This is a genomic window from Acrocarpospora macrocephala (assembly GCF_009687865.1).
GTDB lineage: Bacteria > Actinomycetota > Actinomycetes > Streptosporangiales > Streptosporangiaceae > Acrocarpospora > Acrocarpospora macrocephala.
Window position 1 is genome coordinate 1 of record NZ_BLAE01000108.1, and the last position, 25,639, is coordinate 25,639.

Genomic DNA, 25,639 nt, shown 5'->3' on the forward strand with positions numbered 1-25,639 from the left:
GCCTTCCACTGGTGCTACGTGCCCGAGGGACGCCCGCCGGCCCGGACCCGGCTGATCCGTGCCGCCGGGCTGAGATGGCCGGTAGAGGAGTGCTTCGAGCTGGCCAAAGACTGCTTCGGCCTGGATCAGTGCCAGGCGCGCCTGTACACCGCGATCCTGCGGCATCTGGTCTTGGTGATGGCGGCCCTGGCCGTCTGCGCGGTCGCCGCCGCCAAACTGCGGGATCGCACGGACGGCCGGGCCTGCGCCCCGGTGTCCCCCTGCCAGGCCCCGCCCGCCGATCCCGGGCTCATCCCGCTCACCGTTCCCGCGATCAAGGGTCTGCTCGCCGAGGCGCTTCATCATCCCAAGCCGCCCGGGCACACCGCGCGATGGCTTTACTGGCGACGCCGCCACCAGGCACGATCCGGCTGGTTCCATCAACGTGCACGGTTGAAGCGCGACTATGCCCTGGTCAGCTAGCGATTGGCGGCTGCCGTACTAGCCTCAGCCTTGAGTAGGCAGTAAAACCACAGCCCTTGTAGGGCTCAGGCAGGATCTGGATCGATTGCTACTTCAATTTGGCGATGGAATCCCCGAGAGTCATCGTGACCAATGATCACTGCACGTGTGAGAGAAGTTCCATTCCACCCCTGATCGCGCAGACCGTCTCGAATCTGAGAGATCTGCTCTGCCAAGCCGATATGTAACGGCTCGTCGAGTAACATGGGCCTAGCCAGGATGGCAACTTGGCCTCCGTCCCCACGTTCCATATGTGCGATAAGGAGAGAATGTTCTATTCGAACGGGAATGGCATTGCTATCTCCTAAGAAAATGTCGATCGAAACGACATCCATCTCTGGATCGGCTGGCACTTCTACGACAGTCTTTTCTCGCACCTGTTCTTCGTAGCCGTCACGGAGTTCACTCCTGGGAACGGTTATTCGCATCGCATGCAGCCAGCCTGAAGCAAATTCTGTGTGCTCTTTTACAACGCCCAGATAGGAAGATTCATTCTCGCCGAGACGTTTCTGCCCTTCGGGCATGACCGAAAAGTGCCACTGCCCCGACTCGTGGAAGGATGTCTTAATTTGCTGGGCTCCCTCCCGGTGTAGAACATATACATCACCTTTGCCCTTGCTAGTCTGAACTGACCAAGAAGATCCCACTTTGTCGCCTTTTGTCACACGGAATCGAACCTGGGCGCCCGGGCTAAGCATCACCGCAAACCTCCTCTTTGACGATATGACCAAGATGCATGCTCTTCCTGTCACACCATGACACATGACAAGGGTGTCCTGGCTCGGTAGCAGGGATTCAGTCGGTAGCATGCCTGTGCTATTCTGCCATGGTTCCTTGGTTAGCTGTGGGCGCTGAGGGCAGGAAATGCGGGTCGGCTGGGCCGGCTACCTGTGTGACAGTTACTGTTGCACCGGTGGGGCGGGTTCGATTCCCGCATGTACGGCTTAGACCGTGCATACTCCGGCGGTCTCCCTTCGTTCGTCGGGGGAGACCGTTGTGTCTGTGGCAAATAACTCCGGCATGGCATGTGGATTTGGTGTAAATGGTTGGGGAACACCGGCTTACCCGCAGTCAATTTGTCGCCTTCCAAATGCCGTTTATTGATCTTAGGCTTCTTGCTGGAAACGAAACAGGGCGCTTGACTCGCCCAAGTTGGCCGGACCCGGATGTTGGTCGCGAATTTCTTCGCGGTGTGGGCGCTGTTCGTCCTCTATACGACCCAAGGGAGCCGCGCGCCTGGCGGACCCCTCAGCCTTTCATAGACGTAACATCTTACATTCGATTTACGCAGGCATGGAACGACAACTCCCAAATATGGATTAAGCCGATACATCGACGCCTCTTTTCCACGGGTATCGCGTGGCGCATGGATATTGGACTAGTAACAAAATGGCGGGAAAAAGTCGGGCCTCGAAATATTGCCAGCCTGGCGCATAGAATTATCTACCTTCCTATGCGTATATGCGGAGAAGAGAGGCCTCTCAAGGATCTAGATCAGATTTTGATGTCGGACTTGCTGAAACGAACAACTCGCGTGGACTGTAGTCCGACGGTCCGATATATGAAATCTGGTCTACCTCTGCTCATCATCGATGAACTGGATACTCGACGTACTAAGCTGAATTTCTCGGTCGTTCCGGTGGTGGCAGGCAATCGACCGATTCCTACTTTCGTTATTCGGCGGAGAGAGTATCATGTTGAGCAGGCGCGTTTCATTCGTACGGAGATGTGTCGAACTTATCATCACTTAGAAACGCTTCGGCTAGTCCTCCGTGCATGGCGTGTCCGTCAGTCTGATATCGACGTCAACTTGATGCGCGAATTCTTGGCCGCTGAGCTCAATCGACTGAAGCGGCGCAGCAAGAAGGGGAATTTCCAGCCCGGTGTTCTTGGGATGGCCGCTTCGGTAACTCATTTCCCAATTGATGATCTTGCCCACTTGGCTGATGATTTCCGGCAAGAAAGTAAAGGACTGGCTCGCCAGATTGAAAATCTAACTAAAGTACTTGAGGACTCAAATCAGTATAATTTGAGGGATCGGCCAATAAATTGCACGGTAACCGTTCAGGGGGTAGAGATGAATAGCGGCGACAACTTCACCTTTAATGACAGGGCGGCCGGCGTATTCGGACGTGGTAATACAGCTAACGGCAACACATTTATCGCTGGCGACAGCGTTACTTCTCCGTCTGTCGAGCTAAACTGCTTGCTGGAAGCCATCGCGGCGCTGAGGCCTCAGCTCGAACCTTCCGTGTCTAGCGACCTAGAAGTGGCGGCGGTGGAGGTAGTGCAGTCTGAAGAACCAGAGAGGGTAAAGACTGCGCTGCAAAAAATAGCAGGCATCGCCGCGATGGCAGGAAGTGCAGGAGTTGCCGTTATTGAGGCGGTTAAATCTGTATCGACTGCACTTGCCATCGGTCAGTGAGTACAGCTTTCACAAATTAAACATCTCGAGTGCTGTGAGAGTGCTTCCGCTTCTTGGGGAGCACTCTTCTCAAGGATTGTTCCACTCTGGCTATGTAGCTGGGAAGTGGGACGGTACAAAGGTCCGCCGAAAGAAATGCGCCCGCCAATGATCGAATCTCGGCGATCTCTTCGGTGCTGACATCTCGGTTCTTGCCATGTGTTAACTCGCAACGGCGCGTATACAGGCGGCGAATAAATTTCTCACATTTTTGGAGTGAATGGCCGATCAAGTCGTAAAGCTTGGTCGGCATGTTCTTTTTATCTACAAGTGATTCGGCTACAAGCCATAGACTTATATATTTTATGACAAGGTCGCCTTGCGCTTCTGCAAGCTGCCACCACTGACTCGCGACTCGTGCTCTAGTACGCTTTTCCTCATCGCGTGAGAGCCATCTATCTATAAGTGGCTTCATCGTGTCGACGAGTTCACTGCCTTGCATGCCATGTAAATTGAGTTGGGGCTCCCAGGCAAGGGAATCGGATGCAAGTGATCTATTCCAATGCCAATCTTCGAATATCTCGCCGACTTCTTCGGTGACTTGGACGGCGGAAACTCGTGGTCCCAGCGAGAACTGCAGCAGCGTTAAGATGCTAGATGTCGTTCTCCGCCCTTCATTGAGGATAGCGCCGGGTTCTCTTGCTTCGGTACGGACGAGTATTTCCATGTATGAAATCGATGACACCGTCTCTTGCCATGCTTTAAAATCAATTGTACCTATGCCTTCGCTTTCGAATTTGGTGTCGTTGCCATCTTGGGTGCGGTATATTTTCTGAGGCAGAATCCATCGATCGTGGCTTCGCATGGGGATGGCATTAGGTAGAACTATGCCTCCGGTGTCGACATCGCCCAAAGAAATTCGGATTCGCATATTGCTAAATCCGAAGACGACTTCTGGGTGCACTACCCATGCCAAACATCGCCAGACAATCCGATATCCTGAGTGTCCACCTCTTGGGGGATGGGCTTCGTCGCTGTTTTGCCAGCCGTTAACCCTTAAGAACTCCAGTCCATCAATGTCCATGCGAACAGAATAGCCAAGGTGGACTCCCGGTAGGGAGGTTGAGTATTATGTACCAATTGCAGGCGGTTGTGGCATTTATGTTGGGTATGTGCCCATTTGTTCGGAGTGCCCTTCCTTTGTGAACGTACGCATGGAGTAGGTTCTACGGCTGTGGCCACTTGACCACGCGCGGGCGGTGCGGGCCGCGACCGGCCGAAGACCCTCGGACACCAGGGTCTCGATGGCCTTGCGGATGGTGGGCCGTGACACGTCGTAATTCCTGACCAGCTCGGGTTCGCTGGGCAAGGCGGCCGGTGGGTTGTCACGTCCGGCACGAATTGAGAGCGGACCGGCTGGGTCAGCCCATCTGCGCCGACTGCTACGACTACGTCGGGGCCGTGTTGTGGCAGGCGCGTGCTGGTGCCCTCTGGCATCGCTTCACTCTGGCCATGCGTCAGGAACTCGCCATCTCGGCAGGGATGAGCCGACGCGCCTTCTCCAGGCACGTCCGGTCTCCTTCGCCAAGGTCGCCGAGTACCAACAGCGCGGCCTGGTCCACTTCCACGCCACCATCCGATTGGACGGCCCACAGGGTGCGCAGGAGCCTTCGCCCGACTGGGCGGATCATGACCTGCTCGTCGGTGCCGTCCGTCCGGGCCGCCGCCAAGGCCGCGGTGACCTCACCGGTCAGTGCCCTCGGCAGGAGGACCCTTCGATGGGGTGACCAGCTCGACATTCGCCCGATCCTGCTCGATCGGGCCGTCGAAGGGCTGAGCGAACAGGCGGTGGCTGGCTACATCGCCAAGTACGCCACGAAGGGCGCGGAGGACTCCGGGACCATCGATCACCGGGTTGTTTTGCCCGGCTTGTAGCGGTCGAGGGCGGGCTTCCATGCTCTCCGGCTGTCGGCGCTGCCACGGCACGGGCCTGAAGTCGGGCCTTCACCTAGATGCGCTGCCGGTCATCGACCACGCCCTGCGCATGATCCGTACCTGCTGGGATCTTGGTGAACGGCCGGAGTTCGCCGCACTCCGGCTCCGGCCCTGGGCACACATGCTCGGCTTCCGGGTCACTTCTCCAGCAAGAGCCGGGCGTTCTCGGTCGACCTCGGCGATCTCCGGGGAGCACGCGCGCTCCACCGGGCCACCGAAGCCCGCGAACGGTACGGCCTTCCCGCGCCGGGCGACGCGACAACGCTCGTCCTGAGCCACTGGCGCTTCGCCCGAATCGGCTACAGCAAAGGTGAAGCCATCATGGCCGAGCACATCCGGCAACGGGTGGCCACCGCTCGGGAGATCGCCACCGAGCGCGAGAACGGGTTGACGCCACGTCCAGCCGCTGACCGGCGGCTCTACCGCGACAACGACGTCATGCGCCTGCTGAGCATGAGCCGCAGCGTGATCTACGAGCTGATCAGGTCGGCCGCCTGCGGTCCGTCACCCATGGCCGAATCCGGCTGATCCCAGCCTCGGCCATTGGCGACTACATCGCGCTACTGGAACAGGAGGCAAGATCATGACCACTAGACGCACCAGGGAGAGGGTGGCCTGCATTGGGACGAGCAGCGTGAACGCTGGATCGCCTCCGTGACGGTCGGCAACACGCCAGCCGGTCGGAAAGCACGATCCGCATGAATACCTCGTACGTCGAGAAGCACGTGATCCCGACCCTCGGCGCATGCAAGCTCCGTGATCTCTCCGTGGAGGACGTGGACTCCTGGTTGGCGAGCAAACGAGGCCACCTCAGCACCCGTTCGCTCAAGCTGATCCACGGCATCCTCAACCGGTCCGTGAAGAGCTCGTATTCCGTGCCAAGACCGGAAACGCCCCCACCGCCCACAACGTAAGGCGCGACTTCCGCAAGGTCATCAACCGGGCAGGTTTCCCAGAGCGCAACTGGTCTCCCCGCGAGATGCGCCACAGCTCCGTCTCGTTGCTCTCCGACTCCGGCGTGCCCATCGAGGACATCTCCCGCCTCGTCGGCCACCGCAACACCGTCGTCACGGAAACCGTCTACCGCAAGCAGATTCGCCCAGTGCTGATGGAGGGGGCCGAAGCAATGGACGACATCATCGGGAGCTTGTCGCTCAGACCCCGTTTCCAAGATCGGAGACGGGGTCTTTTCGCAGGTGGGCGGTACTGGGTTCGAACCAGTGACCCCTCGCTTGTAAGGCGAGTGCTCTACCGCTGAGCTAACCGCCCTGAGCCGGGTTACACCCTACGGCACCGAGGGTGGTGTCGGCACATCAGATAGTTGTACGACGATTCGGCGTGGCGTGTTGCCGGTGGCCTGGCTGGTCCAGGCGGAGGAGATGTCCGCCAGTGGGGTGAGGGTGTGGTCGACGGAGAGGGTGCCGGTGGCGGCGTGGTTGAAGATCTCGGTTAGGGCGGTGTGGCGTTGGGTGGGGGTTAGGGCGTTGTTGGTGTAGCCGAGGAGGGAAGCGGTGTTGCCGCGGAGGGCGGCGGAGGTGAAGGTGGCTGATTCGGCGGCGGCGCTGCCGAGATTCACGATTCGGGCGCCGGGGGCCAGGACCTGGGCGGCGGCGGTGGCGGGGATGCCGAAGACGGGGTCGATGACGACGTCGGCGAGGCCGTCGAGGGCTTGGCGGAGGCGTGGGGTGAGAGTTTCGGGTGTGTCGTCGGGGTGGAGGGGGACCACGGCGTCGGCGCCGTTCTTGGTGGCGAGTGCCTGGGATTGGGGGGAGCGGCAGACGGCCACGACCCGGCGGGCGCCGAGGAGGCGGGCGGCTTGGACCGCTACCTGGCCTACCGTGCCGCCCGCGCCGAGGACGAGGACCTGTTCGCCGGGGCGGAGGGCGGCGCGCCAGGTGAGGGCCATCCAGGCGGCGACGGCGGACAGTCCGAGCGCCGCGGCGGTCTCGTCCCGGGTGCCGTCGGGGATGGGGACCAGGTCGGTGGTGGGGACGGCGCACAGGTCGGCGAAGCTGCCGTCGCCGGGGCGCATGCCGGCCTGGGTGGGGAACCAGACGCGGGTGCCGTCGGTCAGCTTGCCGACGCCCTGAACTCCTGGGATGTACGGGAGGGCGGGTTGCCCGAAATAGGATGTGCCGCTCGCGCACAGAACGTCCAGCGGCGTGATCGGCGCAGCCGTGACCTGGACCAGGCTCTCGCCTGCCGCGACCTCCGGTGCGGGCACGGTCCTCAAGTCGGGAGGGCTACCGCAGGACAAGATGACAGCGGCTCTCATCGCATCCTCCAACCCACGTGTTCATTTGCGCCGGTCCTCCGGACCACCACAGGCTCCCAGGGCTCGTTCATATGTGCCGATCTTTCGGCCACACAGGTCCTCATGTGCTTTTGATCTCCCAGCCCAGCACAGGCTCCCGACTCTTGTTCGTGCGCTTCGATCTCCTGACGCGGTGCCCAAACTTGTTTGTCCGATCTTCCGGCCCGCCACAGACTCCCAGCTCCTGTTCGTGGCTCCCATCCGCCGTCTGCCACGGCCTTCCAAGCCCTTGTCGATATACGCCGATCGCCAAGCACGGGCTCTTAACCCTCATGACCGCCAACTCCCCGGTCCTCACGGCCATCGCAGTTCCTGGCCGTCCCTGGGGCGTCGGGCGCTGCCGCCCGCCGTGCGGGTGGACTTATGTCGATATATCGGGATAAGGGAGGGTGAAGTGGGTGAGGCGTTGGCCGAAGGCTTTTTGGTATTCCAAGGGTTCGGTGTTGTCGCGTTCGAACATTGCGATGAAGAGGGTGAGGGTGAGGAAGGGGTGGGCGCCGAGTTCGAAGAGGCGGACGTGGTCGTGGGTGGAGAGGGCTTCGCGTTCGGCCGGTTCGAGGGCGAGCCAGGTGCTTGACTCGCCGGCGGGGCAGTTGAGGATCCTGTTGGCGAGTTCGGATTCCCACCAGGTCACTGTGCCTGCTGGATCTTCCCGGTAACGTTCGACCAGGTCAGCGTCGCGGTCGATCGTGTAGAGGAACTTGTTGAGCAGGTATTTGCTCATGCGGGCACTCCTTCCGGATACCAGGTGAAGTACGCCTCCATCGTGTGGAACAGGTCGAGGGAGTCGACATGGTCGGCTTTCGCGCCTTCACCGGCGACGCCCATCATCAGCATGAAGTCCATGAAGCCGTGCGTCGCGTTGCCGGGGGTCCAGAGGCTGTCGAGGGAGACTTCGGCCAGTGACCGCTCGATATCTCCGTTGGCGATCCATTCGACGGCTTTGCGGTCGAACTCGGGATCGGGGCCGTGCGGGCCGAACTGGCGGGGGCCGCCGAGTTCGAGGGACAGATGACCCGTGCCGATGATGGCCACGCGGAGCTCGCTCGGCCAGGACTCGACCAGTTCGCGGATCGCGCGGCCGAGGGCGACGAAACGTTTCGGCTGCGGGAGGGGCGGGGCGAAGATGTTGGTGTAGATGGGGACGATGGGAAGGTCGGCTTCCGGGCGTAGCGTGATGATCGGGCAGGTGATGCTGTGGTCGATGCGGAGCTCGTTGCTGAAGGCGAGGTCGAAACCCTCGTCGAGTCCCCCGCGCAGGATGTGCGCGGAAAGATCCTCCTGACCGCGCAGCAGCATGCGGGGCAGCCCGAACTCGCGTTCCTCGTTGGCCCAGTTGGCGTCGTAGAAAGGCGCCTTACCGACGAGGAACTGCGGCATATTGTCCAGCCACAGCTGGTGGAAATGATCGGAACCCACCATCACCAGGACATCCGGCCGAGCCCGGGTCAGGGTCTCCCGGAAGGCCAGGATCTTCGTGACCCACGCGTCGGCGAAAGGCGGCCGTTCCTCCGGCGGAGCCGTGCTCGCACGGTAATAGAACGGATGATGGGTGGACGCGATGACGGCGGCTATTGTCGCCATGGAAGACCTCCCTGCGCTGCATCTAGGATGTACCGGTCAACGACTTCGTAAATCAACCCAGCCATCGCCACAAGACCTCCTACGCCTCGTCCGAAATGCACGAGCACGACAGGACCTCCCACGCTTCGGCGGGAACGTGCCGACCAACGGCTTCGTAAATGGACCCAAACACGACCATCGCCACAGGACCTCCTACGACTCGTCCGATATGCACGAGCACGACAGGACCTCCCACGCTTCGGCGGGAGCGTGCCGGTCGACGGCTTCGTAAATGGACCCGAACACGACTATCACCACAGGACCTCCTACGCCTCGTCTGGGATATAGGCCGTATTTCGGTCTACCGCGTGATAAATGTCCATGCCGATAGGGTCGCGGCGTTCCTCGGCGAGGTGGCCGAGGAGGCCGGCGGCGCGGGCGAGTAGGGCGAAACCGCGGAGCATATCGATGGGGAGGCCGAGGTCGGCCAGGGCCGCGCCGCAGACTCCGGCTCCGTTGAGTGGGAGCGTGCGACCGAGGACCTGCGGGTGGACGCGGCCGATTGCCGCGAAAAGCCGCAGATGGGGGCCATACAGACCCTCCTCGGACGCGATCTTGTACAGCACCGGCGTTCGCGGATCCTCTTGCTTGTGTACGGGATGCCCCAGACCGGGCACCAACCGCCGCTCAGCCCGGGCGTCCTTCACGGCGGCCAGGGCGATCGTGTCCCACTCGGCGTCCGGCATGTCGTCGGTCCATGTGCTACCCGCGAGCGTTCCGGCGAGGAACCGCCCCGCGTCTTCCGTCACGCCGAGAAAGCGGGAGCCACCACCGAGCAGCCCGGCCGCCAGCGCACCTTGCACGGATTCCGGCGCGCTCAGGTAGGTCAGCCGGGCCGCGATCGCGGTCGGCGTGAATCCGTGATCGGCCAGCGCGACCAGAACCGCCTCGAAAACCCGTGTCTCCGAGGGCGTGGGCCGCCGCCCGGCGACCAGCCAGAAGGCGAGTTCCCCGAAGCCGACCTTGCCCATCAGATCATGCGCGAGATCCTGCCCGAGCACGCGGATGCTCGTCTCATCCGACGTACCTATCGATGTCCTGAAATTTCCGCTCATTCTTCCCCCAGCCAGGCCCGGATCTCGTCACCGTGCTCATCCAACCCCGGCGGCGGCAACCGGTAACTAGCCGCCGTACGCGACAAACCAATGGGATTGCGCACAGACGGCACCCCACCCGGCGAAACCACCGGTTCCAACCCCAGGTCGGTGGCGAGCTCCACGCCCTCCCCCACCGTGTTGATCGGCCCGCACGAAACCCCCACCGCGCTCAGCTCGCGGAACCACTCCGCCCGATCCCGCGATTCGAGCCGGGCCACCAGCAACGGCCGCAACTCCTCCCGGTTCGCCGTCCGGTCAGCCGTCCGCGCGAACCGCGGATCATCGGCCAACTCCGGCGCCCCGAGAACATCACACAATTTCCGGAACTGCCCATCGTTCCCCGCCGCGATCACCAGCTCCCCGTCCTTCGCCGGAAGCGGCTCATAGGGGAACAAACTCGGATGCGCGTTCCCCATCCGGTACGGCACCACCCCACCCGCCACCACCGCACTGGAATGGTTCACCATCCCCGACAAAGCCGACGAAAGCAGATTGACCTCAACATGCTGCCCAACCCCCGACCCAGCCCGCTCATACAACGCGGCCAGCACCCCAGAAACCGCATGCAACCCAGTCATCACATCGAAAACCGAAATCCCCGCCCGATACGGCGGCCCTCCCGGATCCCCCGTCAAACTCATCAACCCGGACACGGCCTGCACAATCAGGTCATACCCCGGCAGCCCCGCACCCCCAGCAGTCCCGAACCCACTGATCGAGGCATAAACCACCCCACGGTTCCGCGCACTCACCGCCGCATAATCCAGCCCATACCGCGCAAGCCCACCCGGCTTGAAATTCTCGATCATCACATCCGCGCGCGCGGCCAACTCCCGGGCCAGCACAAGATCGGAGTCATCCTTGAGATCCAGCACCACCGACCGCTTGTTCCGGTTGATCCCGAGGTAATACGTCGACACATCCCCGCGAACCGGAGGCATCCAGTTCCTGGTGTCATCCCCGCCGGGGCTCTCCACCTTCACGACCTCCGCCCCGAGATCCCCCAGCAGCATCGTCGCGTACGGCCCTGCCAGCACCCGCGAGAAGTCTGCGACGAGAACCCCCGCGAGTGGCCCTGAACCCGGCGTCCCCATAAGCCTAGAATAACCTTCCGTCCGCTGAGCGGACAATTGTCCGCCCCACCGAGCATCTTGCTCCCGCGGTCACGTTGTCAAGCGCTGGCCTGCGGAACGGCCTCATACAGCGCGAAGTCGGCCCCGATCGCCCCAGCCGTACGCAGCAGCGCCGGCAGGTACTCCTCGACCAGCTTCTCCATGGACGTCTCCGCCGCGTGCGCGTTGACGTTGACGGCCGCGATGACCTGGCCGTGCCCGTCCCGCAGCGGCGCCGCCACCGACCGGATCCCGGGCGCGAGCTGCTCGTCGGTGATCGCCCACCCGCTCGCCCTGACCTCACGCAACGCCGCGCGGCGCTCCTCGGCGCCCGGCTGCCAGCACGGCACGATGCCCGACCTGCTCGGCTCCGCCAGCACGGCCTCCACCCGCTCCGGCGGCAGCGCGGCCAGCAGCACCTTGCCGAGCGAGGTCTGCAGCGCCGGGAACCGGGTCCCGATGGTCACCGACAGGGTGACGATCTTCGGCACCGCCACCCGCGCCACGTAGACGATGTCGGAACCGTCCAGCTGGGCGATGGAGCAGGACTCGTTGGTCTGCGCCACCAGGGCCTCCAGATGCGGCCGGGCGATCTCCCACAGCCCCATCGAGCGCACGTACGACACGCCGAGCTCGAGCACCCGGGGGGTCAGCGAGAAGCCGGCGCGCTCGGCCCGGACGTAACCCAGTTCCTCCAGCGTGAGCAGGATGCGCCGGGCTGTCGGCCGGGCCAGGCCCGAGGCGGTGGCCACCTCGGTCAGGGTCATGGCGGGCTGGCGCGGCCGGAACGCCCTGATCACGTCGAGGCCCCGGGCGAGCGCCTCGATGAAATCCGGGCTGGTGCCCTTGCGGGGCGTGGGCGGAGGCATGGGCGGTCGTCCGTTTCCTGCGTCTTGACATCGGGACAGGGTGCTCTCATTGTGGCATCACTGTTCCCTTGACCGCCATGCGGACATTGGTCCGCCAGGGAGGCGCCCATGAGCGCGACCGCCGCCCACCAGCCCGGCCGACCCCTCGTTCTCCGCGACGGCCTGGTCCTGACGATGGACGACAGCCATACCATTCTGCGGGACGCCGACGTCCTGATCATCGGGGAGCGTATCGAGGCCGTCGGGCCCGCCCTGGAGGTGCCGGACGGAACCGTGGAGGTGGACGCGTCCGGCGGGATCGTGATGCCCGGCATGATCGACACGCACCGCCACCTCTGGCAGACCGCGATGCGCGGATACGGCGCGGACTGGACCCTCACCCAGTACTTCGTCTGGTACTACCTCGAATGGGGCAAACGTTTCCGCCCCCAGGACGTGTACGCCGGCAACCTGCTCGGCGCCATCGAGGCCCTGGACGCGGGCGTCACCACCACCGTGGACTGGTCCCACGGCCTGCAGACCATCGACCACGCCGAGGCCGCGGTCGACGCCCTCGAAGCCGTCCCCGGGCGTTTCGTCCTGGCGTACGGAAATATCCAGCAGGGTCCGTGGGAATGGGCCACATCGCCGGAGTTCCGGGACTTCGTCACCCGGCGGGTGCAGGGCCGGCTGGGCTTCCAGCTCGCCTTCGACGTCACCGGCGACCCGGCGTTCCCCGAGCGCGCCGCCTTCGAGGCCGCCCGCGAGCTGGGCGCTCCCGTGACCACGCACGCGGGGGTGTGGGGCGCGACCAACGACGACGGCATCCGGCTGATGCACGAGAACGGCTTCATGACGCCGGAATCGGTGTATGTGCACGCGGCGACGCTCAGCCAGGACTCCTACCACCGGATCGCCGCGACCGGCGGTTCCGTTTCGGTCTCCACCGAGAGCGAGCAGAGCGCGGGCCAGGGTTACCCGCCCACCTGGCAGCTGCGCAAGCACGGCATCCCGGTCTCGCTCTCGATGGACACCAGCGTCTGGTGGAGCGGCGACCTGTTCTCGGCCATGCGCGCGACGTTGGGCGCCGACCGCTCCCGCGAGCACCTGGAGGCGCACGCGCGCCAGGAGACGATCACCCACTGCCACCTGCGGGCCGAGGAGGTCGTGGACTGGGCGACCAGGGGCGGCAGCCGGGCGCTCGACCTGGACGCCTCGATCGGCAGCTTGGAGCCGGGCAAGAAGGCCGACGTGGTGCTGCTGAAGAACGACCACTCGCCGGTGATGTTCCCGATCCTCAATCCGTACGGGCACGTGGCGTTCCAAGCGCAGCGGGCCGACGTGCACACGGTCGTGGTGAACGGGCAGGTGGTGAAGGCCGACCACCGGCTGGTGGGCGTGGATCTGCCCGCCGCCCGGCAGGCCGTCGAGTCGACGGTCGGCTATCTCATGGAGCAGCTCGGCGATTCCTGGACCACGGGGATGAACCCCGACATTCCCGAGACCAAGATCATGGACAATCCGTATATGTACACCGAGTGGCGTGGTCAGAAGGGTTCAGAGGACCGATCTTAGGTCGGGGCTCCAGGTCGGCTGTCCGGCGGCGCGCCAGCCGAGGATGGCCGCGCCCAGCATGCCCGCGCGCACGCCGAGGGCGGACTGGCGGAGCGGCGGCGGCTCGCGGAAGGCCAGGCGAGCCGCCAGCCGTTCGGCCAGCGGATCCAGCAGGACGGGACCGGCTTCGCCCAGGCCGCCGCCGATGACGATCATGGCGGGGTCCAGCAGGAGGGTGTAGGAGGCGAGGGAGATCGCCAGCGCCTCGATGGCGTCGCCGAGGACCTCGGCGGCGCAGGCGTCGTCGGGGGCGCGTTCGACGATCTCCTTGGCGGTGGCGGCGTCGCCGGTGCGGGTCGCGTAGCGGCGGGTGAGCGCGCCGGCGGAGGCGTACGTTTCGAGGCAGCCATGCTGGCCGCAGGCACATTTCTCGCCGTCGGGCCAGACCGTCGTGTGGCCGATCTCGCCGCCCCAGCCTTTTGCTCCTCCGTACGGCTCCCCGGCCAGGACCACCGCACCCGCAATGCCGGTGCCGAGTGGCAGGAAGAGGAAATCGGATACGTCCCGGCCGGCCCCGAAGACGCTTTCGGCCAGGCCGCCGGTGCGTACGTCATGCCCGAGCGCGGCGGGCAGGCCGGCCGGGACGAAAGCCGACACGGGCACGTCCCGCCAGCCGATGTTGGCGGAGTAGAGGGCGACCGTGGCGGACACGATGCCGGGCACGGCCAGCCCGACCCCGGCGGGGGCGCCCCCGAACGAGCGAGAGCCTGCGTCGGCGAGTTCGGACACATAGGAGCGGATATTGGCGACGGCCGCCTCAGGACCCCGCTCACGGCCCGTGGGCCGCCCGGGGAAAACCGTCACCTCACCAGAAAAGGTGACGAGGCCGCCCTTCATCGATGTTCCGCCCACATCCAGGGCGACCACGTAGCTCACCGGCACATTATCGCCGCATCAGTTGCGGCCCAGCACCCGGTTGAGCGCGGCTTCGACCTCGGCGGCCAGGCCCGACAGGTCGGGGGAGCCGGGGCTGGGGGCCTGCGCGAGCCGTACCAGGCCGCAGGAGCGGCATTCGACCTCGCCGAGGCGGCAGATCAGGGCGGTCGACGCGCAGGTGGGGCAGGTGTCGAGGTCCAGGTCCTGGGCACGCTGGCAGTCCGGGCAGACCAGGACCTGCGCCTCGTGGCGCACGCCGCGTTTCCACGGGCTGGCGCCGCGGACGGGGTCGGTCTGCCGGGCCCCGCATCGATAGCAGGGCATGGTCGCCTCCCACAAGGCAAATCGGGGCAAGGGTTGAAATATCCGGAACGGAACGGCCGTATCGGGTTAGCGGCGGTCTCGGCTCGCTGGCCGGGGATCGCCGAGGTCACAGTTGGGTGAGCACCTTGCGGTACTCGGTGACGTCCCGCGGCTGGCCGATCGCGGTCTCGATCTGCCAGCGGAGCACGCCCTCACCGTCAAGGATGAAGGTGCCACGCCGCGCGCGCCCCTTCTCCTCGTCCAGGACACCGTACGCCCGCGCGACCTGACCATGGGGCCAGAAATCCGAGAGCAGCGGAAATGAGTAGCCCTCGCGATCCGCCCAGGCGCGCAGCGCGAACATCGAATCCACCGAGATCGCCAGCACCCGAGCCTCCACAGTGGCGAGCTCGTGCAGCTCGCCCTGGCAGACGCCGGTGAACGCGGCGGGAAAGAAGACGATCACCACGGGCTCCCCCCGGAGCCCGGACAGGCGGACGGGTGTGCCGTGCTGATCCATCAACGCGAAGTCCGGCGCGATGCCCCCGATCTCCACCGCCCACACCCCTCCCTAGAGTCATATTCGTAAAAAACTCGTCCCATAGCCAGCCGCATAATCATCGACCAGGCAACTCTCCGCTGCGGCTGTCCAAGATCACGCCTTTTTCACGAATAGAGAACCTGCCGTACGGCGAGCGCCGTACGGCAGGGACGACCAGGCGACGTTAGCGGCGGGCCTTGAAGACGAGCCGCGTGCCCGACCAGTCCTGAGCCGCACTGATGCTGCTCGTCTGGGAGAGCCCGGCTGTCGTGGCGTCCTCGCCGATGTCGCTCGGCTCAACATGGCCGGGCCGGCCCGCCTTGGGCGTCAGGAGCCAGATCTGGCCTCCGTCCGCGAGGGCGGTCATGGCGGCGGTGAGGGCGTCGAACAGATCGCCGTCGTCGTCGCGCCACCACAGCAGCACCACGTCGACGACATCGTCGTAGTCCTCGTCCACCATCTCGTTGCCGGTCAGCTCTTCGATGGACTCGCGCAGTGCGTCGTCGCTGTCCTCATCCCAGCCGACTTCCTGCACCACCTGACCCGGCTTGAGGCCAAGTCGTTCGGCCAGGCCGCGCTCGCCCTGCGCCTGACCCGCGGTCGCGCTCACGTTCATCCCTCCTGCTTGGCTTGACCCCGCCGGAAACCTCAGCGGGTATCGTTCGGCACAGTCCACACGCTGTGACCCATCGTCGTCAACGGTCGCCACGGCGAGTGACCCGCACCGTTACCTACTTGCTGGACAAAAACGACAAACGGACACTTCGATCCGGGTTGTCGATATTGAGGTCCACCACCGCGACCGACTGCCAGGTTCCCAGCGCCAGCCTCCCGGCCAGCACCGGAATCGAAGCGTACGGCGGGATCAGGGCGGGCAGGACGTGTGACCGTCCGTGACCCTTCGATCCGTGCGCGTGTCGCCAGCGGTCGTCCGCGGGAAGCAGGTCGCCGAGGGCGGCCAGCAGATCCCGGTCGCTGCCCGCGCCCAGCTCGATCAGCGCGACCCCCGCCGTGGCGTGCGGCACGAAGACGTGCAACAGCCCGTCGCCGCCGCAGTCCGCCGCGAACCGCTGGCATTCGCCGGTGATGTCGTGCACCTGCTCCCGTGAGCCGGTTCGCACGTCTATTACCTGAGACCTCACATCGGGATCCTATGCCCTCCCTGAGCTGCGACGACGAGTACGCCACCACTTCGAGATTGCCGACATTTCGCCTGAAGTCGCAATAAATGGGTACGTGGGGGTGTGAGCGGGTAAGGGCCGTACCGGCTGCGTAAAGGAAGTTTTGCGGAGCCGGAAGATCAGGAGATACCGCTAGAATCACGCGCCGGCGGGAGCCACGATCACAATTCGGGGCCCCCGGTGTGCACGGTTGGCGAAAAACGTCCTACCATCGGTGGTCTAGGCCACAGCCCCCTGTCAGCCAGCAGGGACATCTTGGTTTACCGGGGAGTAGAGATGCACTTTCCGGGGCGACGAGCCAGGATGGAAGCCGAACCTAGAACCGACAAAAGTCCATCCTCGGAAGGCGAGACCCAGTGGCTTCCGGACGCCAGCGTTTCTCGATCATCAGCGACGGCCTACCCAGCCAGGTCCCTGATGTCGACCCCAGCGAGACCCAGGAGTGGCTTGAGTCGCTCGACAACGTCATCAAGGCGGAGGGCAGAACCAGAGCCCGCTACCTGATGCTCCGGCTGCTGGAACGCGCCCGGGAACACCAGGTGGGCGTGCCGGGGCTGCGCAGCACCGACTACATCAACACGATCCCGCCCGAGCGCGAGCCGTGGTTCCCCGGCGACGAATACGTCGAGCGCCGGATCCGCGCCTACATCCGGTGGAACGCGGCCGTGATGGTCACGCGCGCCAACGCCCGCACCAACGTGGGCGGCCACATCGCCACCTACGCCTCGGCGGCCTCGCTGTACGAAGTGGGCTTCAACCACTTCTTCCGCGGCAAGGACCACGGCGAGTCCGGCGACCAGGTGTTCTTCCAGGGACACGCCGCGCCGGGCATCTACGCCCGCGCCTTCCTGGAGGGCCGCCTCACCGACGCCCAGCTGGACGCGTTCCGGCAGGAGCTGTCGCACGGCTTCAAGGGCCTGCCGTCCTATCCGCATCCGCGGCTGATGCCGGACTTCTGGGAGTTCCCCACGGTATCCATGGGCCTGGGCTCCATCGGGGCGATCTACCAGGCCCGGTTCAACCGCTACCTGAACGACCGCAAGATCAAGGACACCTCGCGCAGCCACGTCTGGTGCTTCCTCGGCGACGGTGAGATGGACGAGCCCGAGTCGCTCGGCGCGATCGGCCTGGCCTCCCGCGAGGAGCTGGACAACCTCACCTTCGTCATCAACTGCAACCTGCAGCGGCTTGACGGCCCGGTGCGCGGCAACGGGAAGATCATCCAGGAGCTGGAGTCCTACTTCCGGGGCGCCGGCTGGAATGTGATCAAGGTGGTCTGGGGCCGGGACTGGGATCCGCTGCTCGCGGCCGACGTGGACGGCGCGCTGGTCAACCAGATGAACACCACGCCGGACGGGCAGTTCCAGACCTACTCCGTGGAATCCGGCGAATACATTCGCAACCACTTCTTCGGCGGCGACCCGCGGCTGCGCAAGATGGTCGAGCACCTGACCGACGACGACATCCGCAAGCTGTCGCGCGGCGGCCACGACTACCGCAAGGTCTACGCGGCGTTCAAGGCCGCCCGCGAGCACGTCGGCCAGCCGACGGTCATCCTGGCCCAGACGATCAAGGGCTGGACCCTGGGCAAGGACTTCGAGGCGCGCAACGCGACGCACCAGATGAAGAAGATGACCAAGGCCGAGCTGAAGGAGTTCCGCGACCGGCTCTACCTGCCGATCCCGGACAAGGACCTGGAAGGCGAGCTGCCGCCCTACTTCCACCCGGGCGAGGACAGCGACGAGATCGCGTACATGAAGGAGCGGCGCGCCGCTCTGGGCGGTTTCCTGCCCAAACGGGTCATCCGGGCCAAGCCCCTCAAGCTTCCCGGCGACGAGGCGTACAAGCAGCTGGCCAAGGGCTCGGGCAAGCAGAACGTGGCCACCACGATGGCGTTCGTGCGGCTGCTCAAGGACCTGATGCGGGACAAGGAGATCGGGCACCGGTTCGTCCCGATCATCCCGGACGAGGCGCGCACGTTCGGTCTGGACGCCATGTTCCCCACCGCCAAGATCTACTCGCCGTCCGGGCAGACGTATGAGGCGGTGGACCGGGATCTGCTGCTGTCGTACAAGGAGTCCACCGAGGGTCAGATCCTGCACGAGGGCATCAGCGAGGCCGGGTCGATGGCCTCCACGATCGCGGTGGGCTCGGCGTATGCCACGCACGGCGAGCACATGATCCCGATCTACATCTTCTACTCGATGTTCGGCTGGCAGCGTACGGCCGACCAGATGTGGCAGCTGGCCGACCAGATGGGCCGGGGCTTCCTGCTCGGCGCGACGGCGGGCCGGACCACGCTGAACGGCGAGGGCCTGCAGCACGAGGACGGCCACACCCCGCTGATCGCCTCCACCAACCCGGCCGCGGTCTCCTACGACCCGTCCTGGGGGTTCGAGGTCGCCCACATCGTCAGGGACGGCCTGCGCCGGATGTACGGCGAGCGCCAGGAGAACGTCTTCTACTACCTGACGATCTACAACGAGCCCTACCAGCAGCCCGCGGAACCGGCGAACGTGGACGTGGACGGCCTGCTGAAGGGCCTCTACTTGTTCGCTCCGGCCGCCGGGAACGGCCCCAAGGCCAACATCCTGGTCTCCGGCGTGGCGGGCCCGTGGGCGCTGGAAGCGCAGCGCATGCTGGCCGAGGAGTGGGGAGTGGCGGCCTCGGTCTGGTCGGCCACCTCGTGGTCGGAGCTGCGGCGTGAGGCGCTCGCGGTGGAGGAGCACAACCTGCTCAACCCGGACGCCGAGCAGCGCGTGCCGTATGTGACGCGCACGCTGTCCAGCGTGCCAGGGCCTTTCGTGGGCGTCAGCGACTACATGCGGGCCGTGCAGGACCAGATCGCGCAGTGGATCCCCGGCGACTGGACCTCGCTCGGCACCGACGGGTTCGGCCTGTCCGACACCCGCTCGGCGCTGCGCCGCCACTTCCACGTGGACGCGGCGTCGATCACGCTCGCGGTGCTGACCCAGCTGGCGCGGCGCGGCGAGATCAAGACCGAGGTGCTGCGGGACGCGATCTCCCGCTACCACCTGAAGAACGGCGTGACCGAGGTCGGCGCTCCGGCGGAGACCAACGACACGGAGACGATGGGGGTCTGAGCGAGACCCCGCGAGGGCGCCACCCGCTGCCGGGTGGCGCCCTCGCTGTTTCTCAGCTGAAGCAGTCGCGGTCGTTGAAGGAGGTACAGCCGGGGGGAGCCGGGGGCGGGCCCTGGTCGGTCCAGCCCGACGAGCCGATCGTGAGGCGTCTGGTGAGCTGGTGGTCCATCGGTGTCACCAGGTAGCTCTCGATGACGACCTCCGGCCCCACGATGAGCCGCTCCTCCAGGGTGTCGTTGCGCGAGGTCCGGCTCAGCGTCAGCACGCCGCCGGCACCGGAGATCCGCACGCCGGGCACTCCGGCGAGCATGCGGTACAAGCCGCCCTGGACCTGAGGGGTGATCGGCGCCCTCTGAAGCAGGTCCAGCCCGGTCGCCCAGAGCCATTCGTCGACGTCCAGGAGGACATGCCGCCCTCTCCCGGACCAGTACATGACCAGCTCGGCCCTGAGCGCCTCCGGATCGGCGGGCAGGTCCATGCTCCGCGTCACGCGCGGTTCCGGCGCGCCGGACGGGCGAGGGCCGAGACCGCTCAGGAACCCGCTGGCCGGCCCCCAGGGAACGGTCTTGACGTCCCCCTTCTTGATCGGCCCTGGCCCGCACACCTGGTCGAGATAGGGGCAGAACTGGGGAGCGCCTATGTTCTCCCATTCCTTCCGGTCGCCGGGATCGAGCGGAGCGGACTCCATGAAGCGAGTCTGCTGGGCCTGCCGGCCGTCGGGCGGTCCGTCGAGGATGTCGCTGTCCTGCCAGCGCGTGTGGACATACAGCTCCTTCATCATGATGCCGTGCTGTTCCCGTTCGATCCGGACGTCCTCCAGCACGACTCGCCAGTACCGGCCGGTGGTGGGTTCGCGCTGGGCGGCCCGCTCCGCCGCGGCCTCCACCGCCGCCAGCGCCGCCACCCGGTCCAGGGTCCGGGTCAGGTCCGGGGGCCCGGGCGGGTCCGGGTGCGCGAGCAGGCGCGGCACGATCATGGAGACCGCCAGGACAGCGGCGGTGGCCAGGGCCGCGATCAGGTAGACCGGCCGCCGCCGCGGCGGGGGCGCGCCGAGCACGCGCGCCCTGACCCTGGCCGTGCGGGCCGGGTCCGGGGGCGGCACGTCCGGCATCACGGCGTCGATGAGCTTGATCTCGTTCATCAGGTCACCCCCAGTGACTTCTGCAGCTTGGCCCTGGCCCGGTTGAGGCGGGAGGCGACCGTGCCGTTCGCGATGCCCAGGGCCGCCGCGACCTCGTCGTAGCTCAGGCCTCCGTAGGCGACGAGCAGGATGACGTCGCGCTCGCCCTTCGACAGGGCGGCCAGGGCGGCGGAGAGGCGGCTGACGGTGGCGGCGGCCGCGATCCGGTCGACCACGCGCTGGTCGTGGGCGTCGTCGTCCGGGGGCGGGCCGGTGCGCGCCAGGGCGCGGTAGCGCCGCAGTTCGGAGCGGCGGTGGCGGCCGATGAGTTTGGTGGCGATGCCGTACAGCCATGGGCGGACCGAACCCTGCGCGGGGTCGAAGCGGTGGCGCTGGCGGAACGCGATGAGGAAGGTTTCGGCGGCGAGGTCCTCGGCCACGGAGAGGTCCAGGCGCCGCCCGATATATCGGCGGATTTCTTGGTAGTGCGTGTCGAAGACGGTGCCGAACCGCTGCGGGTCGGCCACCGTGACGGCGGGGGGAATCATCGCAAGGTCTCCCTTGCCGGAAGGACAGGTCACCCCTTGTTGCCCGATCGAGCGGCACCCTTCCGGGTGAGTTGCCAAGTCAGTCACAAGTGATGAACAAGGCCACTCGATCACCATATGTACCTGTGAACCTCAGGAACATCATCGTCGCGGTGGCGGCTCCCGCGTACGCGGATGACGTCGGCGTCGCTCACCACCACCGAGTACAACGCCGCGCTCGACTCGTTCTTCAAGCGCCACTACGAGGAGGCGCTGCCGAAGTTCCGCGAGGTACCCGAACCACCCAGCAGCAGCCTTATGCGTTGCCGTCCGCGCCGGTGAGCGACACGACGCAGTATGTCGGGCCTGGCCCTTACCAGCAGGCGCAGGTCGCCGATCTGGAGCGGGAGCTCGCGGAGCTGCGCCGCCAGCTTGGGCAGCGGCCCCCGGGGGCCTGAATAAAGCGTGAATGGCCCGCCGGACTTCCTCGCGGTGGGCCTTTCGCATTCTTCTGTAAGAAACGCATAAACAAATTCGCTTAAGGCATGTTTAACGGCGTTCTTCTATACCTGTGTCCATGGCAGAAAAAGGACTCAGAATCGCCGCGCTCGTCGCGATCCCGCTCTTCCTGGCCTCCTGCGGGAACCAGGCCCCGGACACCGGGATCGCCTCCGCGGCCGGGGCTTCCACCGCCGCGACGGCCGCGCCGTCCCCCACCAGCAGCGGCGACCCGCTCAAGTTCGCCCAGTGCATGCGGGAGAACGGCGTCGACATGCCGGACCCGGAGCCGGGCGGCAACCAGGTGATGATCCGGCAGAAGAAGGGCCAGGAGGCGGTCACAGAAAAGGCGCTCAAGGCGTGCGAGCAGTACCGGCCAATCGTCGACGGAAAGACCGTCGACGACGGCAAGCTGCAGGACGAGATGCTGAAATTCGCGCAGTGCATGCGCGACAACGGCGTCGACATGCCGGACCCGCAGGTGGACGGCGGCCGGGTGCGGATGGGCGGGCCTGGCATGGACCCGGATTCGCCCGTCTTCAAGAAGGCCTCGGAGGCTTGCCAAGACCTCATGCCGGGCGGCGGCAAGATGCTCGGCGGTTCTGGCGGCGGGAAATGAGACGAGGCGGGCTGCTCGCCGGAGCCGTCGCCGTGCTCGCGCTGGCGGGCGGCGGGGTGGCGGCCTTCTCCCTGACCGGCGAGGCCGGGACACCATCGGAGTCGGCGAGCGCGGCGCCGACCGCGACCGCCGAGATCACCCGCTCCGACCTGGTCGACAGCAAGACCGTGGACGGCACGCTCGGCTACGCCGGCCGCCGCGTGCTGCCCAACCAGGCCACCGGCACCGTGACCAGGGTCAGGGCGGAGGGCACGCTGGTCCGGCGCGGCGGCTGGCTGTATTCGGTGGACGGACGGCCGGTCTCCTTGCTGTACGGATCGATCCCGATGTATCGCACCTTGTCCTCGGGTTCCGAGGGCAAGGACGTCGAGCAGCTCGAACGTAACCTGGAGGCGCTCGGGTACGAGACGGGGACGGTCGACGAGTATTTCTCGTGGGTGACCGCCCGGGCCGTACGGGAATGGCAGGACGACCGCAACCTGCCCGAGACGGGCAGCGTGGACGCGAGCCAGATCATCATCGCCTCAGGGGCGGTCAGGATCGCCGACGTCACCGCCGAGAAGGGCGACCGGGCCGGGCAGTCGGTGGTGACCACGACCAGCACCAAGCGGGTCGTGCACATCGACCTGCCGGCCTCCGACCAGCAGCTGGCCCGGCTCGGCGCCAAGGTGACCCTGGAGACCCCGTCCGGCGGCACCGCGAAAGGCACGATCACCGCGATCGGCACGGTGGCCGAACCCCCCGCCCAGGAGGGCGGCGAGGCCACCATCGACGTCGAGGTCACCGCCGAGGGCAAACTCGGCCGCCTCGACCAGGCCCCCGTCACCGTCGACCTCCAGAGCGAACGCCGCGAAAACGTCCTCTCGGTCCCCGTCGAAGCCCTCCTCGCCCTCCGCGAAGGCGGCTACGGCATCCAGGTCGTCGGCACCGGAATCGTCGCCGTCGAAACCGGCCTGTTCGCCTCCGGCCAGGTCGAAATCACCGGCGAAGGCCTGACCGAGGGCATGAAAGTCGAGGTCCCCGCGACATGACCAGTGACATCGGCACGGCGGGCTCGGCCGCCTTCAGCCTGCGCCTTCCTTCGTCCCTCCGGCTCTCCTCAGCCCAGACACAGGCGCGGCCAAGCAGCGACATTGGCCGCGCCTCCGGCACAGCGGGCTTGACCGCCTTCAGCCTGCGCCTTCCCCCATCTCTCCGACGCTCCTCAGCCCAGACACAGGCGCAGCCAAGCCAGGAGGGGGTCGAGGAGGCTGTTGCCGTTATCGAGTTGAGCGGTGCCACCAAGACCTATCCGGGTGGAGTGCAGGCGTTGCGTGGCGTCGATTTGCGAGTCGACAGCGGTGAACTTGTGGCGATCGTGGGGCCTTCGGGGTCCGGGAAGTCCACCATGCTGCATTTGATCGGCACGCTCGATCGCCCTTCGTCGGGGACGGTCCGGATTGCCGGGTACGACGTGGCCGAGTTGTCGGATCGTGAGCTGTCCGCGTTGCGTTCCCGGCATATCGGGTTCGTGTTCCAGTCGTTCCACCTGGCCGACGGGTTTCCCGCGCTCGACAACGTGGCCGACGGCCTGCTGTACAGCGGGGTGCCGAGACGGGAGCGGCGGGAGCGCGCGGCCGAGGCGCTGAAGCGGGTCGGGCTCGGGCATCGGCTCGATCATCGGCCGGCGCAGTTGTCGGGTGGGGAGCGGCAGCGGGTGGCGGTGGCCCGTGCGGTGGTCGGCGAGCCGTCGTTGCTGCTGGCCGACGAGCCGACCGGCAACCTGGACTCGGCGTCCGGCGCGGACGTGCTGGACATCCTGCGCGAACTCCACGCGGCCGGGACCACGGTCGCGATCATCACCCACGACAACGACGTGGCCGCCGCCGCGCCCCGGCGGATCCGCCTGCGGGACGGACAGATCGTCGAGGCGGTGGGCGCGCATGGCTGACCGGCTCCGGCCGGGGCGGCTGGCCTGGGGCGACCAGGTCCGGGTGGGTGCCTCAGGGCTGCGCGCCCGCCCGGCCCGGGTGATCCTGTCGGCGCTGGGGATCGCGATCGGCATCGCCACCATGGTGGCCGTGGTCGGCATCTCCTCCTCCAGCAAGGCCCGCCTCCTGGCCGAACTCGACGAACTCGGCACCAACCTGCTCCGGGTGACCCCCGGCCAGACCCTGTTCGGCGAAACGGCCAACCTGCCGGCCGAATCGCTGGCCATGGTCCGCAGGATCGGCCCCGTCCTGACGGCGGGTTCGACCGGCGACACCGGCGAGCCGGTGTTCCGCAGCGACCGCATCCCGGCCACCCAGACCAGCGGCCTCACCGTCCGCGCCGCCTCCCTGGATCTGCTCGACTCCCTCCAGACCGCGGTACGGCACGGCGCCTGGCTCAACGAGGCGACGGCGGCTCAGCGCGCCGTGGTCCTCGGCTCGGTCGCCGCGCAACGGCTGGGCCTGCGGGTCGGCCACCAGGTGTGGATCAAAGGCCAGTGGTGGACGGTAACCGGCATCCTGGACAGCACGCCACTGGCCCCGGAGATCGACAGGTCGGCCCTGATCGGCTACCCGGCCGCGGGCACCTACCTCCAGTACGAGGGCTACCCGACCACGATCTACACCCGCTCCGAGGAGGCGGCCGTGACCGACGTACGGGAGGTGCTGCCGCGCACGGCCAACCCGGAACATCCGGAGGAGGTCGAGGTCAGCAGGCCGTCCGACGCACTGTCCGCGCGGGCGGCGGCGGACAGCGCGTTCACCAACCTGCTGCTCGGCATCGGCGCGGTGGCCCTGCTGGTCGGCGGCGTCGGGGTGGCCAACACCATGGTCATCTCAGTGCTGGAACGGCGCCGAGAGATCGGCCTGCGCCGTTCCCTCGGCGCGACGAAAGGCCAGGTGCGCGGCCAGTTCCTGACCGAGTCGCTCTTGCTGTCCGGCCTCGGCGGAGTGGCCGGGGCGCTGCTCGGCGCGCTGGTGACGGTCGGCTACGCGGCCTGGCGCGACCTGCCCGCCGTGGTCCCCCTGTGGGCCCTCGGCGGCGGCCTGGCCGCGACCCTGCTGGTCGGCACGGTAGCCGGAATCTACCCGGCGATGCGAGCAGCCCGCATGTCCCCCACCCTCGCCCTGAGCACGGCCTAGCCCCAACGGCCTGCCCGGTAGGGCAACAAGCGCCACGGCGTTGACGAGGCGGGCGAAGCCCGAGGAGAAACAAGGGCTGGGTGGGAGAACCACGATGGCCTCGACTACCAATCCGCCCGGCAACCACGGCGACGACGGGGCCGGGCGGAGCCCGAGGGAAAACAAAGGGCTGGGCGGGTGGGACAACCGCGATGCCCACGACTACCAACCCGCCCGGCAACCACGGCGACGACGGGATCGGGCGGAGCC

26 protein-coding genes, 1 tRNA gene and 3 pseudogenes are annotated in these 25,639 nt (G+C 66.1%); 13 read left to right on the forward strand and 17 right to left on the reverse strand.

All coding sequences use genetic code 11. The features are described from left to right. A pseudogene (locus Amac_RS54285) lies at nucleotides 1-462 on the forward strand (IS701 family transposase); the annotation flags it as partial. 65 nt (nucleotides 463-527) lie between these two features. Here Amac_RS54285 and Amac_RS50810 read toward each other — a convergent pair. After that, nucleotides 528-1,202 (reverse strand): hypothetical protein, encoded by a 675-nt coding sequence (locus Amac_RS50810; RefSeq protein WP_155361623.1) that lies wholly within the window; start codon nucleotides 1,200-1,202, stop codon nucleotides 528-530. Nucleotides 1,203-1,591: 389 nt separating this feature from the next. On the opposite strand from Amac_RS50810, the gene Amac_RS58500 reads away from it, so the two are divergent. Then, nucleotides 1,592-2,926, forward strand: a complete 1,335-nt coding sequence (locus Amac_RS58500; protein ID WP_507762651.1) for a hypothetical protein — start codon at nucleotides 1,592-1,594, stop codon at nucleotides 2,924-2,926. Nucleotides 2,927-2,942: 16 nt separating this feature from the next. Here the strand turns inward: Amac_RS58500 and Amac_RS50820 are convergent, their stop codons facing one another. Together Amac_RS50820 and Amac_RS58300 are read right to left on the reverse strand one after the other, a co-directional pair. Further along, nucleotides 2,943-3,989 (reverse strand): hypothetical protein, encoded by a 1,047-nt coding sequence (locus Amac_RS50820; protein ID WP_155361625.1) that lies wholly within the window; start codon nucleotides 3,987-3,989, stop codon nucleotides 2,943-2,945. 75 nt (nucleotides 3,990-4,064) lie between these two features. Next, on the reverse strand, nucleotides 4,065-4,274 hold the full coding sequence (locus tag Amac_RS58300; protein WP_218041763.1) for a GntR family transcriptional regulator: 210 nt from the start codon (nucleotides 4,272-4,274) through the stop codon (nucleotides 4,065-4,067). An 8-nt stretch (nucleotides 4,275-4,282) separates the two neighbouring features. On the opposite strand from Amac_RS58300, the pseudogene Amac_RS58305 reads away from it, so the two are divergent. The 4 genes and pseudogenes from Amac_RS58305 to Amac_RS55735 all read left to right on the forward strand — a co-directional run. Continuing rightward, nucleotides 4,283-4,692 (forward strand): annotated as a pseudogene (locus tag Amac_RS58305) (replication initiator). Then, nucleotides 4,595-4,840, forward strand: coding sequence for a replication initiator (locus Amac_RS50830; protein ID WP_155361626.1), 246 nt, complete (start codon nucleotides 4,595-4,597; stop codon nucleotides 4,838-4,840). The pseudogene Amac_RS58305 and the gene Amac_RS50830 overlap by 98 nt, the downstream one beginning before the upstream one ends. Nucleotides 4,841-5,011: 171 nt before the next feature. Continuing rightward, nucleotides 5,012-5,428 (forward strand): replication initiator, encoded by a 417-nt coding sequence (locus tag Amac_RS57780; protein WP_307729868.1) that lies wholly within the window; start codon nucleotides 5,012-5,014, stop codon nucleotides 5,426-5,428. A gap of 256 nt (nucleotides 5,429-5,684) precedes the next feature. Next, nucleotides 5,685-5,978 (forward strand): annotated as a pseudogene (locus tag Amac_RS55735) (tyrosine-type recombinase/integrase); the annotation flags it as partial. 119 nt (nucleotides 5,979-6,097) lie between these two features. Here Amac_RS55735 and Amac_RS50845 read toward each other — a convergent pair. The 7 genes from Amac_RS50845 to Amac_RS50875 form a co-directional block, all read right to left on the reverse strand. Next, nucleotides 6,098-6,169, reverse strand: a tRNA-Val gene (locus tag Amac_RS50845). Nucleotides 6,170-6,185: 16 nt separating this feature from the next. After that, nucleotides 6,186-7,124 (reverse strand): quinone oxidoreductase family protein, encoded by a 939-nt coding sequence (locus Amac_RS50850; RefSeq protein WP_246269233.1) that lies wholly within the window; start codon nucleotides 7,122-7,124, stop codon nucleotides 6,186-6,188. Between the two features lie 451 nt (nucleotides 7,125-7,575). Continuing rightward, nucleotides 7,576-7,938: a hypothetical protein gene (locus Amac_RS50855; RefSeq protein ID WP_155361628.1), complete on the reverse strand. Its 363-nt coding sequence runs from the start codon at nucleotides 7,936-7,938 to the stop codon at nucleotides 7,576-7,578. Next, nucleotides 7,935-8,798, reverse strand: coding sequence for a DODA-type extradiol aromatic ring-opening family dioxygenase (locus Amac_RS50860; RefSeq protein WP_155361629.1), 864 nt, complete (start codon nucleotides 8,796-8,798; stop codon nucleotides 7,935-7,937). Before Amac_RS50860 ends, Amac_RS50855 begins: the two co-directional genes overlap by 4 nt. A gap of 305 nt (nucleotides 8,799-9,103) precedes the next feature. Then, nucleotides 9,104-9,892 (reverse strand): citryl-CoA lyase, encoded by a 789-nt coding sequence (locus Amac_RS50865; protein WP_155361630.1) that lies wholly within the window; start codon nucleotides 9,890-9,892, stop codon nucleotides 9,104-9,106. Further along, nucleotides 9,889-11,028 (reverse strand): CaiB/BaiF CoA transferase family protein, encoded by a 1,140-nt coding sequence (locus Amac_RS50870; protein WP_155361631.1) that lies wholly within the window; start codon nucleotides 11,026-11,028, stop codon nucleotides 9,889-9,891. Before Amac_RS50870 ends, Amac_RS50865 begins: the two co-directional genes overlap by 4 nt. A gap of 77 nt (nucleotides 11,029-11,105) precedes the next feature. Further along, a complete protein-coding gene (locus tag Amac_RS50875; RefSeq protein ID WP_155361632.1) occupies nucleotides 11,106-11,915 on the reverse strand; it encodes an IclR family transcriptional regulator domain-containing protein in 810 nt (269 codons plus the stop codon). A 108-nt stretch (nucleotides 11,916-12,023) separates the two neighbouring features. Between Amac_RS50875 and Amac_RS50880 the strand changes: the two genes are divergently transcribed. After that, nucleotides 12,024-13,469, forward strand: coding sequence for an amidohydrolase family protein (locus Amac_RS50880; protein ID WP_155361633.1), 1,446 nt, complete (start codon nucleotides 12,024-12,026; stop codon nucleotides 13,467-13,469). Here Amac_RS50880 and Amac_RS50885 read toward each other — a convergent pair. The 5 genes from Amac_RS50885 to Amac_RS50905 all read right to left on the reverse strand — a co-directional run bounded on the left by Amac_RS50885 (nucleotide 13,452) and on the right by Amac_RS50905 (nucleotide 16,370). Then, nucleotides 13,452-14,384, reverse strand: a complete 933-nt coding sequence (locus Amac_RS50885) for an ROK family protein (RefSeq protein WP_155361634.1) — start codon at nucleotides 14,382-14,384, stop codon at nucleotides 13,452-13,454. The two genes, Amac_RS50880 and Amac_RS50885, sit on opposite strands and share 18 nt — an antisense overlap. 18 nt (nucleotides 14,385-14,402) lie before the next feature. After that, entirely contained in the window at nucleotides 14,403-14,708 is a 306-nt protein-coding gene (locus Amac_RS50890) for a hypothetical protein (RefSeq protein WP_155343981.1), read from the reverse strand. A 106-nt stretch (nucleotides 14,709-14,814) separates the two neighbouring features. After that, nucleotides 14,815-15,243 carry a peroxiredoxin gene (locus Amac_RS50895; protein ID WP_218041765.1) on the reverse strand — a complete coding sequence of 143 codons (429 nt, stop codon included), beginning with the start codon at nucleotides 15,241-15,243 and terminating at the stop codon, nucleotides 14,815-14,817. Nucleotides 15,244-15,412: 169 nt separating this feature from the next. After that, nucleotides 15,413-15,838 carry a DUF3052 domain-containing protein gene (locus Amac_RS50900; protein WP_218041766.1) on the reverse strand — a complete coding sequence of 142 codons (426 nt, stop codon included), beginning with the start codon at nucleotides 15,836-15,838 and terminating at the stop codon, nucleotides 15,413-15,415. 121 nt (nucleotides 15,839-15,959) lie between these two features. Continuing rightward, nucleotides 15,960-16,370, reverse strand: coding sequence for a YjbQ family protein (locus tag Amac_RS50905; RefSeq protein ID WP_155361636.1), 411 nt, complete (start codon nucleotides 16,368-16,370; stop codon nucleotides 15,960-15,962). A 395-nt stretch (nucleotides 16,371-16,765) separates the two neighbouring features. On the opposite strand from Amac_RS50905, the gene aceE reads away from it, so the two are divergent. Then, on the forward strand, nucleotides 16,766-19,513 hold the full coding sequence (gene aceE, locus Amac_RS50910) for a pyruvate dehydrogenase (acetyl-transferring), homodimeric type (RefSeq protein WP_155361637.1): 2,748 nt from the start codon (nucleotides 16,766-16,768) through the stop codon (nucleotides 19,511-19,513). Nucleotides 19,514-19,565: 52 nt separating this feature from the next. On the opposite strand, the gene Amac_RS50915 is transcribed toward aceE, so the two are convergent. After that, complete coding sequence (locus Amac_RS50915; RefSeq protein ID WP_155361638.1) at nucleotides 19,566-20,654, reverse strand: hypothetical protein; 1,089 nt, start codon at nucleotides 20,652-20,654, stop codon at nucleotides 19,566-19,568. Beyond that, nucleotides 20,654-21,181, reverse strand: coding sequence for an RNA polymerase sigma factor (locus Amac_RS50920; RefSeq protein WP_155361639.1), 528 nt, complete (start codon nucleotides 21,179-21,181; stop codon nucleotides 20,654-20,656). The genes Amac_RS50915 and Amac_RS50920 overlap by 1 nt, the downstream gene beginning before the upstream one ends. 174 nt (nucleotides 21,182-21,355) lie before the next feature. Between Amac_RS50920 and Amac_RS50925 the strand changes: the two genes are divergently transcribed. The 5 genes from Amac_RS50925 to Amac_RS50945 all read left to right on the forward strand — a co-directional run bounded on the left by Amac_RS50925 (nucleotide 21,356) and on the right by Amac_RS50945 (nucleotide 25,390). Beyond that, complete coding sequence (locus Amac_RS50925) at nucleotides 21,356-21,502, forward strand: hypothetical protein (RefSeq protein ID WP_155361640.1); 147 nt, start codon at nucleotides 21,356-21,358, stop codon at nucleotides 21,500-21,502. Between the two features lie 235 nt (nucleotides 21,503-21,737). Then, nucleotides 21,738-22,277 (forward strand): hypothetical protein, encoded by a 540-nt coding sequence (locus tag Amac_RS50930; RefSeq protein WP_155361641.1) that lies wholly within the window; start codon nucleotides 21,738-21,740, stop codon nucleotides 22,275-22,277. Beyond that, nucleotides 22,274-23,308, forward strand: a complete 1,035-nt coding sequence (locus Amac_RS50935) for a peptidoglycan-binding protein (protein WP_155361642.1) — start codon at nucleotides 22,274-22,276, stop codon at nucleotides 23,306-23,308. Before Amac_RS50930 ends, Amac_RS50935 begins: the two co-directional genes overlap by 4 nt. 230 nt (nucleotides 23,309-23,538) lie before the next feature. Further along, on the forward strand, nucleotides 23,539-24,207 hold the full coding sequence (locus Amac_RS50940) for an ABC transporter ATP-binding protein (RefSeq protein ID WP_218041768.1): 669 nt from the start codon (nucleotides 23,539-23,541) through the stop codon (nucleotides 24,205-24,207). Next, entirely contained in the window at nucleotides 24,200-25,390 is a 1,191-nt protein-coding gene (locus Amac_RS50945; protein WP_155361643.1) for an ABC transporter permease, read from the forward strand. Before Amac_RS50940 ends, Amac_RS50945 begins: the two co-directional genes overlap by 8 nt. Nucleotides 25,391-25,639: the final 249 nt, after the last annotated feature.